Origin of the sequence: Paenibacillus oryzisoli, assembly GCF_001653565.1 — a bacterium.
In the GTDB taxonomy this organism is placed as follows: Bacteria; Bacillota; Bacilli; order Paenibacillales; family NBRC-103111; genus Paenibacillus_E; species Paenibacillus_E oryzisoli.
Genome location: NZ_LYPB01000083.1, coordinates 54915 through 69821, shown reverse-complemented (window position 1 = coordinate 69821; position 14907 = coordinate 54915). Strand labels below are relative to the sequence as shown.

At 45.7% G+C, this 14907-nt stretch carries 14 protein-coding genes; 10 read left to right on the top strand and 4 right to left on the bottom strand.

Annotated features, from left to right (window positions below):
- The first annotated feature begins 37 nt into the window (after positions 1–37).
- The 8 genes from A8708_RS25475 (at position 38) to A8708_RS25440 (ending at position 7612) form a co-directional block, all read left to right on the top strand.
- Complete coding sequence (locus A8708_RS25475) at positions 38–1141, top strand: HpcH/HpaI aldolase/citrate lyase family protein (RefSeq protein ID WP_068668236.1); 1104 nt, start codon at positions 38–40, stop codon at positions 1139–1141.
- Entirely contained in the window at positions 1086–2498 is a 1413-nt protein-coding gene (locus A8708_RS25470; protein WP_068668234.1) for a phosphoribosyltransferase family protein, read from the top strand. The genes A8708_RS25475 and A8708_RS25470 overlap by 56 nt, the downstream gene beginning before the upstream one ends.
- Positions 2471–3604, top strand: a complete 1134-nt coding sequence (locus tag A8708_RS25465) for a cysteine protease StiP family protein (protein WP_068668232.1) — start codon at positions 2471–2473, stop codon at positions 3602–3604. Before A8708_RS25470 ends, A8708_RS25465 begins: the two co-directional genes overlap by 28 nt.
- Positions 3601–4434, top strand: a complete 834-nt coding sequence (locus tag A8708_RS25460; RefSeq protein WP_068668230.1) for an HAD family hydrolase — start codon at positions 3601–3603, stop codon at positions 4432–4434. The genes A8708_RS25465 and A8708_RS25460 overlap by 4 nt, the downstream gene beginning before the upstream one ends.
- Positions 4431–5453, top strand: coding sequence for an ATP-grasp domain-containing protein (locus A8708_RS25455; protein WP_068668228.1), 1023 nt, complete (start codon positions 4431–4433; stop codon positions 5451–5453). The genes A8708_RS25460 and A8708_RS25455 overlap by 4 nt, the downstream gene beginning before the upstream one ends.
- A 260-nt stretch (positions 5454–5713) precedes the next feature.
- Complete coding sequence (locus A8708_RS25450; RefSeq protein WP_068668226.1) at positions 5714–6322, top strand: sigma-70 family RNA polymerase sigma factor; 609 nt, start codon at positions 5714–5716, stop codon at positions 6320–6322.
- Positions 6323–6376: 54 nt separating this feature from the next.
- Positions 6377–7021, top strand: coding sequence for a pentapeptide repeat-containing protein (locus tag A8708_RS25445; RefSeq protein WP_068668224.1), 645 nt, complete (start codon positions 6377–6379; stop codon positions 7019–7021).
- A 27-nt stretch (positions 7022–7048) separates the two neighbouring features.
- Positions 7049–7612 (top strand): 5' nucleotidase, NT5C type, encoded by a 564-nt coding sequence (locus tag A8708_RS25440; protein WP_068668222.1) that lies wholly within the window; start codon positions 7049–7051, stop codon positions 7610–7612.
- 21 nt (positions 7613–7633) lie between these two features.
- On the opposite strand, the gene A8708_RS25435 is transcribed toward A8708_RS25440, so the two are convergent.
- The 4 genes from A8708_RS25435 to A8708_RS25420 are packed head-to-tail and all read right to left on the bottom strand — an operon-like array spanning position 7634 to position 12723.
- Entirely contained in the window at positions 7634–8929 is a 1296-nt protein-coding gene (locus tag A8708_RS25435; RefSeq protein WP_068668220.1) for an MBL fold metallo-hydrolase, read from the bottom strand.
- A complete protein-coding gene (locus A8708_RS25430; protein ID WP_068668218.1) occupies positions 8926–10584 on the bottom strand; it encodes an ABC transporter permease in 1659 nt (552 codons plus the stop codon). Before A8708_RS25430 ends, A8708_RS25435 begins: the two co-directional genes overlap by 4 nt.
- A 24-nt stretch (positions 10585–10608) precedes the next feature.
- Positions 10609–11718 carry an ABC transporter substrate-binding protein gene (locus A8708_RS25425; RefSeq protein WP_068668216.1) on the bottom strand — a complete coding sequence of 370 codons (1110 nt, stop codon included), beginning with the start codon at positions 11716–11718 and terminating at the stop codon, positions 10609–10611.
- Positions 11719–11760: 42 nt separating this feature from the next.
- Positions 11761–12723, bottom strand: coding sequence for an ABC transporter ATP-binding protein (locus A8708_RS25420; RefSeq protein ID WP_068668214.1), 963 nt, complete (start codon positions 12721–12723; stop codon positions 11761–11763).
- Between the two features lie 190 nt (positions 12724–12913).
- On the opposite strand from A8708_RS25420, the gene A8708_RS25415 reads away from it, so the two are divergent.
- Positions 12914–13801: a LysR family transcriptional regulator gene (locus A8708_RS25415; RefSeq protein ID WP_338044238.1), complete on the top strand. Its 888-nt coding sequence runs from the start codon at positions 12914–12916 to the stop codon at positions 13799–13801.
- A 107-nt stretch (positions 13802–13908) separates the two neighbouring features.
- Positions 13909–14772: a hypothetical protein gene (locus A8708_RS25410; protein WP_068668210.1), complete on the top strand. Its 864-nt coding sequence runs from the start codon at positions 13909–13911 to the stop codon at positions 14770–14772.
- The last annotated feature ends 135 nt before the right edge of the window (positions 14773–14907 follow it).

The window sequence follows — 14907 nt, the reverse complement described above, 5'->3', positions numbered from 1 at the left end:
GGAGGGATTGTTTTGAAATAAAGAGGGAGGAATCGGCATGCGATATTTTAATTATTTAACCGCAGATGAAGAGAAAGCTTTATTTTATTTACCGCCGAATTCCTTCCATAATCATTCGCACAAAGACATTTTAGCTCATTCAGTCGGCGCTGCTTTATATATGCCAGCGACCCGGCGTACGTTCGCAGAAGATATTGCTTTTGGTAAAATTGAAGGCCTAGTATCAGTTGTCCTAGATCTCGAAGATGCTGTAGGCGATAACGAAGTGCATGCTGCTGAAGAATCGCTTATTGGGCAAATGAATCAGATCGCGTATTGGATGGAAGTAGGCATCGTAAGTGCAGAGAATCTGCCGCTGATATTCATTCGTGTGAGAAGTGTGAATCAATTGAACTATGTGCTTGAGAGACTGGAGGAGAATGTAGCTCTTCTAACGGGTATTGTGTTCCCGAAATTCACAGTGGAAAACGGCGAGGATTATTTTCAAGTTCTAGAAAATTACAATGATGAGAAATCGGCATCTGCACCAACGCTTTATGGACTACCGATTCTGGAATCTGCCTCGATTATTTATAAAGAAAGCCGCACTTTTACTTTACTAGCGATTAACGAAATCATAACGAATTTTAAAGAGTTAGTTTTGAATATTCGGATTGGCGCTACTGACTTTTCTAGCTTATTTGGGTTGAGAAGAAGTCCGGACAGAACGATTTATGATATTGCTCCGATACGGGATTGTGTTGCTGATATTATTAATATTTTTGGTCGGATGGAGGCCTCCAACGTCATTTCTGGACCTGTGTATGAATATTTCGGAGTGAAAGGTCTCCTAGATGAAGTGATGCTGGATAAAGAAAATGGTTTAATTGGCAAAACAATCATTCATCCTACACACATTAAGCCGGTCCAAACCCGCTATGCGATCACTCATGAAGAATATACAGATGCTGTAAGTATTCTAAAAAATAATCATGGGGATCTTGGTGTTATGAAGAGTGCATACGGTAATAAAATGAATGAATTCAAACCCCATTATAATTGGGCGAAACGTATTCTTCTACGATCACAAGTTTATGGGGTGCTGCATGAACAACAAACCTTTGATGGATTACTCACTGGACCTAACCGAGCGTACGTATAAAATAGCGGGTGACTTGGAACTGCACGTCTCCGTTACTTCAAATCCCTACAGCATACCGCTGGATGCTTTATTCTCCATGGCGGCTAGAATTAATAAGAAGCGATCTTTTTTGTTTGTAAGTAAGGTGCTAGGCAAGCATATCCCTGTGAATCCATATACGTCACTGCTAAGTGGTACTACATTAGCGCTATTACTGCAGCAAGCTTTACAAGGAAACCATACAGATGAGAAGGTTCAACGGGCTATTGAGGGGCTTGTATGCCCTGAGAAAGCAGAAACTGCCTATCATGCGATCATGTCAGAACGGTTGCCACTAAAGCAGCCTATTGCTTTCATTGGATTTGCGGAAACGGCTACAGCCATTGGTCATGCAGTATACGAAGCTTTTGGACAGGGAAGCCATTATCTGCATACGACTCGTGAGGTGATTGAGGAATCACCAACCATTCTTCAATTCGAAGAAGAGCATTCGCATGCTACAGCGCACTATGGCTACTCCAATGACCCTGCCATTCTTGCTCAGCCTGAGATTCTCGTTCTCGTCGATGATGAAATTACGACAGGCCGAACATCGCTTAATATCATTCGCGACCTGCAAGGGAAATTTCCAAAGAAGATTTACTACGTGTTAGCACTGCTGGATTGGCGTACAGAGGAAGATATCCTTCAATTTGACCAATTGGAACGGGAATTACATATTACAATTCACGTGATCTCATTAATTCGCGGGAATACGAAGGTAGTTGGTTCTAGTGAGAGCTTGCCCGTGCAAGCGCCTAGCCCTTTGTTTGAGAAGCACACAGAACTACAAATAGGTTATGCCAATCAGCTATTCTCGCACGCTCCATATGCGGGTAACCGTCCTTATTTGCAGCATAGCGGGAGATTCGGACTTACCCCTGCCAATACGGAACAATTGGATCGTTCCATCACGCAAACGGCTGAGTTGCTCAAGCGCAAACGCACAGGGATTCACACATTGTGTGTGGGGACAGGGGAATTCATGTATATCCCGATGCGGATTGCAGCAGAGATGGGGGATGGGGTGTCTTATCAATCGACGACACGCAGTCCAATCCATGTCATTGAACACGACGACTATGCGGTGAAATACGGCCATGCTTTCCCTTCCCCAGAGGATGAACAAGTTGTCCATTTCTTCTACAATATCCCGCACGGCATGTATCAGGAGCTCTTTCTTTTTATGGAAAGAGAAGCGTCACCTTCATCCATGGAGCCGATTCTGCGAATTCTCCAAGCGAAGGGGCTGCATACCTTGCATATTGTCTTCTTCTCGCCTCAAACGGTTGATTGGAAGGAGGCTAAGGTATGGAAGCTTGGCGATCCCGACGCATAGATGAACCTCAACCAATGGGGAGTTATCCACCTAGCGATGTGACATTTCTACTGAAGGATATTAGCAAGATCAAGTTGGAAGTCGCTTTAGATGCCAGAGAGCGTGCTATCCAATCCGGTACACACTACTCCGAAATGCTCCCGCAGGAGCATCTGCCTTCCTCTGATTACTTGAATCTATATCAAGAAACCCTCGAGCTGTCTGCTGAGAAAGTAGCCTTATCTGTTGGTGTAGTAGCGGAGCTTATACGAACCAAGAAAGGGCCGAATACGGTCCTCGTTTCCTTGGCTAGAGCGGGCACGCCTGTGGGCATATTGATCAAGCGATACCTCAGGGACACCCATGGACTCGAGCTGCCCCATTACAGTATTTCGATTATTCGTGGTAAGGGAATCGATGAGAACGCTCTCTTATACATGTTGCAGAAACATCCAGGAGCAAGGCTGCAGTTCATTGATGGGTGGACAGGCAAGGGGGCTATTCGTAAAGTGCTTACCCAAGCTTGTGATCAAATGGCAAGGAAGCACGGGATCGTCTTGGAGGATGATCTAGCTGTTCTTGCCGATCCTGGGCATTGCACCGACATGTTTGGAACCCGCGAGGACTTCCTAATTCCCAGCGCATGCCTGAACTCGACAGTCTCTGGTTTGATGAGTCGTACAGTACTGCGCGACGATTTGATTGGCCCAAATGATTTCCATGGATCCAAATATTATAAGGAATGGCTCGAACACGATCAGTCTACCCATTTTATTGAAGCGATCGTGCCCTATTTCAGCGGAGTGACAGAGGCAGCCCAGAAGATTGCCCAGGAAATGTTGCTGCATCCACCCGCCATAACTTGGCATGGCTTACGGGATATTCAAGCGATTCAGATGGCCTATTCCATGGCTGATATTAATCTGATCAAGCCTGGAGTGGGAGAAACGACGCGTGTCCTCCTTCGAAGAGTACCATGGCGGATATTAGTAAATCGCATGGATAATCCGCATATTCGGCATATCTTGCTGCTAGCTGAGGCGCGTGGTGTACCAGTTGAGGTGTATCCAGGCCTCACCTATTCATGCTGCGGTTTGATCCAATCCGTGAAAGGGGATGCCGAATGATTTACGCTAGTGATTTAGACCAGACCTTAATTTATTCGCAACCTGCAGAGCGAGCCGAGCTTTTGGGAGAGCGCATCATGGTTGCCGAGCTCATCGATGGCAAAGTGAGATCGTATATGTCCTCTAGTACGTATCAACGTCTACAAGCGTTGATGAATGAGCTTATTTTCATCCCGGTGACAACGCGGACAATTGCCCAATATGAGCGAATTCATCTCATCAGTCAAATCCTGAAACCCCAATACGCCGTGACGAGCAACGGGGGGAATATGCTGATTGGTGGTAAAGTGGATTTGGAGTGGCAAGATCATGTGAGAATGCGTGTTCGTGAGTCAAGCGCGCCAGTCGAAGATATTCGCCTAGTCATGAATGCCGTGTTAGATCAGGACTGGGTGATCAGCTCAAGTTGGTGTGATGATCTCTTCTACTCTCATATTGTCGAGCGCGACCGCATGCCAGTACAGGAAATAACCGATATGAGTAAACAGCTGAAGGAGATGGGCTGGCGGACTTCTGTTCAAGGCAGGAAGGTGTACATTGTCCCAGAAGCTGTGAGCAAGGGAGCAGCGGTTACACATCTGAAACAGCTGCTTGATGGCCGGAAAGTCATTGCTTCCGGTGACTCCTTGCTGGATCAGAGCTTGCTAGATATCGCAGATTATGCCATTGCTCCAGGCCACGGAGAGTTATTTCGCCAAGAGCAATTGACACCGTCAGGGAGATATAGATTCACGGAGGAGTCCGGTATTTTTGCAGGGGACGATATTACATCCTTTGTCCATTCCACACACAGCGAGCATCGCAAGTTGCTCATAAAGGAGCCCTCATGAAAAAAGTATGGTTTAACCGCTGGTTCTCTGTTGCCTATCATTACATGAACAGCATCCGCAATAATGAGGATGGGGCTCAATTTAAGATGTACGCCACACATCCCGATCGAACTCACATGGCGCTGCAAGCAGCTGACTTTGCTGATACAGAGCCTGTTCTTAACGATGATGACTATGTGGAATACGCACTAAACTTTTGTAAAGAGCATGGAATTGATGTGTTTATTCCTAGGCTGCATATGTACGCGATCGCTAAGCATATTGATGACTTTGAGAAAATCGGTACGCGTGTAACGGTTTGTCGTGATCTGGAGCTCTTAGAAAATCTCATGGAAAAGCAGAAATTCTACGAATCTATTCGGCCTAAGGGAATCGTAGCGATTCCTGATTATCATGTGGTGAATACGGCTGAGCAGTTTCTTAATGCTCACGATGCGCTTACAGCGGCTGGTCATGGCGTCTGCATGAAGCCAACGAATGGCGAGGGAGGTAATGGATTTCGAATTATTAGCAATAAGCGGAACGCGCTGAGTGATATGTTTGGGCCCGTCATGCCGTATCTCACGAAAGAGCAAGCGTATCAGAACTTCTCAACGGTAGAACGTTTTGATGACGTTATGGTCATGGAAGTATTAGGAGGGCATGAATACAGCATCGATTGCTTAGCTTCCGCATCCGGCGAGCTTCTGGCGGCTGTCCCGCGTCGCAAAGCGGATGGACGACTGAGGTTATTGGAGGAAGTACCAGAGCTGATTGAACTTGCTAATCGCGTAGCGGCAACGTACCGCATTCCTTTTAATTATAATATTCAAGTTAAATACAATCAGGGTGTACCGAAGCTGTTAGAGATCAATCCTCGGATGTCAGGCGGTTTACATGTCACTTGTTTAGCGGGTATTAACTTCCCGTATTTAGCAGTGAAATCGCTCCTTGGCGAACATGTTGAGGTCCAGAAACCAACCTTCGGCTTACTGGCAAGCCATATTGAACAATATGTTATTATGAATATCGGTGAATAATCAGTACTGCGCATCATATCTTTGTTAAGAGATGATCACTCGTATCAATCAGCAAAGAGGGTGCGCGGTATGATCGTAGGCGGAATTATCTTATTCGGCATTATTGTAACGTTAATCGTCATAGCAAGTGCAGAGAAAGCGGAATATGTGTCCAATTTTATCGATAAATAGTCATCTTTGAAGCCTGAAAAGGTTTCTTTTTTTTGCTTTGATTTGGTAGAATAGAAGATAGGTAGTTTACTAGGCGAAGGAGATTTAACATGCTGCAATTAAGCGATAGTCAACTTGCAACAATGTGGAGTCAAGGAGATGCGAAAGCGTTTAATCGACTTCTGGAGCTGTATAAGGACAGAATTTATCGATTAGCTTTTCGTATGCTTCGAAATAAGTCAGATTCCGAAGATGTTGTTCAGGAGACTTTTTTGCGCGCACATTTGAATTCTCATCGATTTGACGCTACCAAGAACTTCTCCAGCTGGATCTTTAGCATTGGCAAGAATGTCACGATTGATCTGATGAGGAAGAAGAAAAAAGAACTCTCCATGGATACGAGTGGGTTCCCTTCCCAGGATGAACGACCGCTCATTGAGAAGTTGGTGAGTCATGAGAAGACACCTGAGCTTCAGCTTATTGAACAGGAAACATATAGCCAGGTGGAACAAATGATTCAAGATCTGCCCGATAAATATAAAGATCTCATTGTTTACAAATATTATTTGGACATGTCGCTAGAAGACATCAGCCGAGAAGTGAATCTACCTGTTTCTACGATAAAGACTAGGCTTTTCCGTGGCCGAAATTATATCAAAAGAAAATGGGGATCCTTATTCTTCATGCTGCATAGTTTATCTACAATGATTATTTTATAAGGTAAGCCGTAAGGCTTATTTTTTTGCCCATTACCTTATGATAAGGAGCTTCTCATGAGTATCCCTAAATTAGATGCACCCAAAATGCCCAAAGAATTACCAGTTATTACTTTGCAGGAAGGGAAATTTGAGCCTGAAGATAGCTTTCATACTGGCATCATTAGTGATTGTGTTATTGATAATCAGTCTGCCTATAAAGTCGCGTTTGATAAAGTTATTTTTCGTAACGTGACTTTTACACGCATTGCGATGAAAGAAATTGAATTTACGGATGTTATTTTTGATAGATGCGACTTATCCAATGTCGACTTTACAGAAGCAACGATACATAGAACAGAATTTCGGAATTGCAAAGTTATTGGGATGGATCTGACAGAATCCACATTACGAAACATCCTTTTTCAAGATTGCTTAGGGGACTTTGTGACATTCCGCATGGCAAATCTTAAACAAATCACATTTCAAACGTGTTCTTTAAACAGCTCTGATTTTTATGAAGCGACTTTGCAAAAGCTACAATTTGAGGGTTGTCAATTGGAGCAAGCCCAATTTACAGGTACGAAACTGGAAGGGATTGACCTTAGCACATGTGAGTTTACAAGCTTAGGCGTGAGTATTGAGGATTTGCGCGGATGTATTATTTCTAGAGAACAGGCTTCGGTATTTGTCAGTCTTTTTGGGATCAAATTAAAGGAATAGCGGTAATTTGAAATGGAGGGTTAGACGGTGAAGCTAGGATTTGATATTGATGATACCCTCATTAATCTAAGAGAGCATGCGTTTCATATTTATAATCAGAAGCTGGGACAGAATATTGGGCTGGATGTGTTTGATGCCTTGCCATCCATGGAAATTCACAGTGCTTTTGGATTGAGCAAAGAAGATGGCGGAAAGTTGTGGTTTAGCTTGCGTGATGAGATATATTATTCGGACTGTGCGATATTCCCCCATGCGCGTGAGGTTTTGAACAGACTGGTGGAGCAAGGTCATGAAGTGTACTACATTACGGCTCGAGACAAAGAGCATACGGAGCGCACACGACAATGGTTGCTTGACCATGGATTCCCTGTTGCGGACGGGCATTTCTACTGTGGGATGAGTGATTCGGAGAAAGTACACATTATAGAGGCGCTAGGCCTCGATTATTACTTTGACGACAAACCGACTGTCCTGGAGACTTTAGCCCATCTGCCTGTACGCATTTGTGTGAAGGATAGATCGTATAATCGAGATCTGACCTTGCCGCGGATTTCATCTTGGGATGAGCTGGACGAGCTTATGAAGGGTTAAAAAATGAAGATGCTCGCATCGTTACAAAACGATTCGAGCACCTGGCCCAAGGGAGAGCAGATCTTGCTCTCCCTCTTTGGTGAGCTGTTGGAGCAGCGCATCCGTATCCCGTTTGGGTGCATGGACGAGCAGCTTGAAGTTGCTGCGCATAGATCGGACCATCCGACGGACGTCGGGGAGTCCTTGATGGATTTTGTAGCGGATGGCGCGGATGCGACATCCGCTTGCTGCGTCTGGGAGGTCGAGCAGCCGCCACGCGAACGTGCTTTTAGCTACATGGCCCGTAATCAAGATGCCATTGCTCGGGTTATGACGAAGCACATCGTAATACCGCTGTGCTTTGTTGGATTGCATCATACCATCCGTCGTGAACCAAATAGCCGCGCGAGAACCTGTGATGTCCTCCTGGAGGAGACGTTCTCGATCAGCATCGGAAGCGATGATGGTGAAACGTGAGCTGCTTAAAGCTTCGGCTAACAGCGCTGCCATGCCGGTCTTGAGCCAGCTAGGATGCCCAAGCATAAGCTCCATGGATTGGATCAGTTCGAGCTCCACCCGGATCGGCGTCTCAGGGTAGTGCTGCTTCATCAAGAGCATCAGTTCCTGTCCGCGGCCGCAAACAGGAACGGGTAGCAATAGCAGAGCGTTCGCAGCTAGTACGCGATCTGCTTCCATGTTGAGATGCTCCAGCTTCGTCTCTTGCTCATCCGTGTCCGTGCTGTAGGCCGCATCTAAGATAGCACCGTCCAAGGCAGCATATTCGGTTAGCTGCGGCGTATCTGTACCAAGCAAGATCGAATCCTCGCTATAATCTCCGGAGTAGAAAAGTCGTTTGCCCTCCATCTCAATCAAGAGCCAGATGGAGCCAAGCATATGGCCGCTTCGTCCCCAACATACGCGAAGCGTTGGAGAGATCGTAAACCATTGCTGTGCCGGAGCAGCATCTTCGATGAACGCGTACCTGACAGAAGCAAGATGGGTATCCTCATAAGGAAGTTCTCCATCTTGTTGACGTACATAATTCCCCCAGCTTGTGAAATAACCGGGAAGCTGCTCAGCCGTGATGCGCGACGCCCACACGACGCCTGTATAGCCCATTTTATACAACCAAGGGATTGCAATTGAATGATCTTCATGGGCGTGTGATAGAAATACGGCATCTAGTGCAGCTACTCTAGAAGGATCCAGCAGCGGATACTCTCCAGTTCCTTCCCGCTTCACGCCACAATCGAGCATCACGCTGCTCTGCTTATTGCCAACCCAATAACAGGAGCGTCCGTGTTCACCGGCGCCGCCCCATACTTCCACATGCATCATTGCGCATTCCACTTTCTGTTTGAATTCATGTTGTTGACGATCAAGAGCAAGATTGTCGTAAGTCCGACTGAAACGACGGCCATCGCCATACCCAGCGAAATTTGACCTTGTTCAAATTGAGCGAAAATGTACGTCGCCGACGTCTGCATCGACGGCGGCAGCACCATCATCGAGGCGACGAGTTCGCGCAGCGAGATGGTGAAGGTCATCATCCAGCCGGCGACGATACCCGGTAGGAGCAAGGGCAGGATGATACGTCGGAACACGTACCACGGCTGGCCACCGAACACTTGCCCGGCGTGCCGCAAGGATTCGTCGAGCTGGCCGTTGCGTGCCTTGACGTATTGTACGGTGTACGGCAGGAAGAACACCACGTAAGTGAGGACAACCATGCCGTACGTGTTGTAGAGGTGGAGCGGCATCCATGGTGCGTTCCATAGCATGATGAGTCCGACGACGAGGACCATATCGGGAACCGTGTTCGGCAGCAGGCTGAACATGTCCGTGATCCGTTCCGGCAAGCGCTTGCCGCGCCCGATCGTGAGGGCGAACCAAGTACCAAGCGCCGCCGCTAAGCATGCGGCGAGCAAAGCGAGCCCCATGCTGTTGGTTAGGGCTTTCATGCTTGGCGAGCCCCAAGTCAACAGCTCACCGTAGTGACGGAAGGTGAGATTCGTCCAAGCGAGTCCATTGCCTCTGAGCTTCATAAGCGAAGCGGAAATGATAGAGAAGTAAGGGATGCCGATCGCCGTAGCGAGCACAAGCACCACATACAGCCAAGCCAATGCGCGTTGCCAGCCGCGGTAACCCATCAGTTTACCTTGCGAGCTTTTACCACTCACAAGGTTATAGGAATGTCGGCGAACAATGACAGATTGGACATACCAGATTACAAGACAGGCCATTAGAAGGAGCGAAGCTAAGGAAGTCGCTTTGCCGAAATCGACAGGCCAACTAGAAATAGAAGCTTGAATTTCCGTGGTGAGAACGAAATAGCCGATACGTTTACCGAACGTGATAGGCGTGCCAAACTCAGCCAATGTTTTAACAAATATCAGCAAGGCTCCCATCACATAGCTCGAAAACACAAGTGGTAGAAGCACTCGTCGAATGGTATAAGCATAACTAGCTCCATGTACAGCAGCAGCTTCTTCTTTATTTCCACCGATTTGTTGAATTGCGTTTCGAAGTATGAGATACAAGAACGGGAATAAATGCAGACTCATAATCGTGATCATGCCGAAAAGGGTGAAGAAATGGCTGCTTACCCAATGCGCACTAGGCAGGAACTGCTCTAGATATCCTCGCGGCTGCATGAAGAGAATCCACCCCATTGAACCGATATAGGGAGGTGTCATGAAGGGGATCAGGAGCACAATGTCCAACCAACGATGCTGACGAAGCGGTGTTTTTGCCATAATCCATGCGAGCGGCAACGCGAGAAGCGTACTCCCCATTACTACCCAAATACCCAGCATAAACGAGTTGCTGAAAACACCAGTTAAATCTTTTTCGATCACAACCCGTAGAGGGGCTAAGAGATCTAATGTCCCCTTTGTCCAAATGCTTTTCCAAGCTACTAATAGAAGAGGAAGGACGACTAGCATAGCTAGAAGCAGCAATGCCAAGTACGTCCCCGTACGTTTAACAATCATTTTGTCGTCATCCCCAACCTCATCTTACTTTTTAAATAATTGCGTAAATTTTTGTGTGATGGCATCTTGGTTTTCATTCATCCAGCTCCAGCTCACATCCAAAGCAGGGATATCCTTCGCACTTATGCGGCCTTGAATTTGAATGTCGCTGCGACCTGATAGCAAGTAAGAGTCAGTGACCAATTTCTGAGCTTCATCTGACAGCAGGTAATCGATGAAAGCCTTGGATGCATCTACGTTTTTGGATGTTTTCATAATCATTGCAGGTCGTGGAGAGATAACCGTTCCACTTGCTGGATAGATCAAGTCAATAGGCTCACCTTTGGCTTTGGAAGCGTAGGTCATATAATCAACACTTGCCATAACGATTTTTTTGGCACCTGAGATGACGGGATCCATGGCTTCTTGATTAGCACCAGCAATGATAGCGCCATTCGCTTTCACTTTACCGAACAAGTCCCAAGCAGCATCGCCGTTCTTATTCGTGTAACCAGACATGAAATCAAGCGCGGAACCGGACTGAGCAGGGTCTGGAATATTAATTTGATCTTTCCATTCAGGCTTCGTTAGATCGCTCCACTCTTTCGGCGGATTCGTCACAAGCTTCGTATTATAAGCAATCCCTAAGGCAGATAGACTGTAGCTAAAATAGTTGCCATCTTTGTCCGAGTAAGTTGGAATCAGCATATCGCCATTTTTTGCTTCTTTATAAGGAAGCGTTAACCCACTTTTCGTCATCCCGATAGCAGAAGGAAGCGAAGCGAGAATAACAACATCGACAACAGGATTGAACTTTTCAGCTTCCATACGTGCCATGATTTTACCCGTTGTGCCTTGGAACATTTCAACTTCTACACCTGTTTTTGCGGTGAATCCTTTTTGAATGCTAACGGCAAGCGGGTTAGGTCCTGCACTGTACACGACGATTTTACCGCTTAACTTTTTTGCCTCTGGTGTTGCCGTTGGAGCTGTTGATGCGGATGACGTCGCCACAGCTTCTGTTGGTTTAGCGGATGCTGTCCCGGCAGTTGTTGTTTGGCTAGCTGTTCCACACCCCGTTAATCCGACTCCGACCAAAATCGTCATTAAAGCTAATGTACTCGTGTGCAAAGACTTCTTCATTTTCGTTTTCATTTTTAAACGCCCTCTCTCATGTATGATTATGGTAACTGCTCGTTAAAGCACATGAATCTGTTGCTGTGAAACAAACAACTGGACGGAATCTCCAACGGTTAACCGTAAGGGATGGTAGGCCATCCAGGACTCGCCCGTGCTTAGCTGCACAGTGACTTCATAACGTTCTCCCATGTAACTGACCGTTTGTACGACGCCTGTGTAAGACAGGTCGTTGTCCGAAAGCGACTCCCATCGCACATGCTCAGGTCGCACTAGTCGCTTGTCCACTTCCAACCAATTGGTTTTGCCAATGAATCGAGCCGTGAAGGGATGCGAAGGTTTTCTGTAAATGATTTCAGGCGTATCTTTTTGTAAAATACGTCCATCTTTCATGACGATAATTTCGTCCGACATTGACATCGCTTCAGTCTGATCATGCGTGACATAGACGGTTGTGAAACCAATTCTTCGAACCAGATTCATCAGCTCGAGTCGCATTTCTTCTCGTAGAAGAGCATCTAAAGCACTCATGGGTTCATCGAACAACACGAGCTGAGGCTGGACTACAATCGCACGAGCGAGTGCAACACGTTGCTGTTGACCTCCAGAAAGCTCATGTGGATAGCGCTTTTCTTTTCCTTGCAGTTGCACCAACTCAATGGCTTCCATCGTTCTATGACGCCAATTCGTTTTATCTCCTGTTGCCTTCAGACCAAACGCTACATTTTCCAACACTGTTAAGTGAGGCCAAAGTGCGAAATCTTGAAAGACCATACCAAAATTACGCTTGTGTACAGGGCGATTAATTCTGTTCTTTTTCGAAAATAAACAGACATCGCCGAAATGAAGTTCACCTGCATCAGGCGTCTCCAGACCAGCTATGATCCGAAGAAGGGTTGTTTTACCGCAACCAGAAGGGCCTAGTAACGTCGTAAATCTTCCTTTGGCGAGGCTGAGCCCAATGCCTTCCAATGCTGCCATGGAACCAAAAGATTTGCTTATACCGCTAAGTTGTAGAGACATCGCATGCTTCCTTCCGTGCTTTTGATCTCACCCTTAGTGTAGAAGCCGAGCGTCAGCTAAGTATCAATCCTGGGTAAATAGATTGTTAAGTTTTTATTGTGTATCTATTCAACTCCATAGATTTTATCTATAATTGGCCCCAGTTAGGTAGAACAAGGAAGAAGAGGGATACGCAAAAATGAATTGGCATATGTTAAAATTTCAAGTTATTGAACTACTGGATAAGCACAAACGCATTACCTCTGTTGCTGAACATCTAGGACTCAAGCAGCCGACAGTATCCTTTCATATGAAATCCATGGAGCAAGAGATGGGTGTGCAGTTATTTTATTCAAGAGGGGGAAAAGTCCATTTAACCGAAGCGGGGCAATCGTTGAATCATTACGCGAAGAAGATTAATGCATTAGTACAAGAGGCGGAACGAGTTGTGAAGGAATTTGATGAGCGAGGGAGTGGTCATTTAAAAATTGGAGCAAGTTCGGTGCCTGGTACGTATGTGCTTCCGGAAATGTTAAGCTCATTTTCAAAGTTATATCCACAAATTTCGGTATCTTTAACAGTTCGGCCAACTCCGATCATTCAAGACATGCTGCTTAATCATGAAATTGATATTGGCATTATGTCCGCAGAACCGTTTCAGTGGTCTCCGCTCGTAGGTGAAACACTCTGTGAAGATGAACTGGTTTTCTTTTTTAATCCCAATCACCGCTTTGCTCGACAAGAAACGTTGTACCCTGAATTATTAAACGAAGTTCCTTTTATCTTGCATGGGCAAGAGTCTAGCACAAGAACTATGACCTTGAACTGGGCCAAATCTTTGGGGGTTAAGCTCAAACCAGTCATGGAAATGGATTCTTTAGAAGCGATCAAACAAGCTGTTTTAACTGGAGAAAGTGTTTCCGTCATCTCCAAAATTGCTATCGCAAAGGAGCTGCAGCGAGGGGAATTAAGTTGCCGCAGTATTCCTCAGAATCCTTTTAAACGTTACATTTATTTCACTTACAACGCGGACCGAATCCGTTCTTCTTTCTTCGATAGTTTTCTTGCTTGCTTACATGATTCCGTTCGTGCCTACTAATGTGATTTACAAAAAGATCATCTAACGATGACAATCTTCGAACAATTCACCTTTATGCTCATGTCTGTAAGGGTAAAACTTTCCAGAAACGTAGAGGAGATGAAATGATGTTTAAGAAAAATGCAATGACGGTCATTATGGCAGCCGTAGTAGGGACTAGTTTACTGGCTGGTCTGGGTACGGCACCACAGCCAGCGAGTGCAGCAAGCAACATGGTTCCAGATTACGAGGTAAAGCTTCTCCTTAACCCAAGTGTTGTACTTGGAACTGATTTCAAATTGACAAGCAGTGTAAGATCAGCCTTTGGCATGCCGGAGACTGTCACCAAGATGAACGTAGAATTCCTAGATACAAATACCAAAGATATCTATAACAATGGCTGGAGTCCACGCATACGTAAGACAGAAGGCGAAAGTGATTTTGAACTTAGCTATAAAAAGAGATATGCCATTACAGGAAGTGACATTAATGGTGCGCTCACATTGGCGAATCAACAAGGATTTAATTCTGGAGATACAGGTTACGAAGCGCAAATCGAGTGGGGTTACCAAAAGAAAACGCTAAGTATTACACGCTCAAAAAAAGGAAGTAAATCAGGATATAGCGGTATGGATCTGCCTAACCTAGCTGATTCTCGCAGTTTGTTAATCAATAACGCTCCTGATAAATTTAACAACTGGGTTTCCAGCGGTTGGGGAACCAGTAAACTATCCACATCGCGTGTTTTCGGTCCAGTTCTTGCTAAACGTTCCATTGGTACATGGAGTGGTTTGCAGTTGTACATTGAAGTTTGGCCAATTAAGAATGCAGCTGGGACAGGCACAGAATACGTTGTGGAAGCTTCTTTCAAAACAACAAGCCAGACGACAGCATCTACCAAACATGATGAGTTAATTACCTATCTACAAGGCAAGGGTTGGTTCTTGGCCCAAGATTCTTTGAAGACACAATTAATTATGGATCGCTACTAAATTGGACAGCTGCTACAGACGATAGCCCCTAGTCATTCTAACCGCTACATATTCATGCATTCCAAACTTTCGAAACTATCCAAGTGATGGGGACGAAAGTTTTTCGTTCTTCTACCTTGCTACTTCTAATTTTCC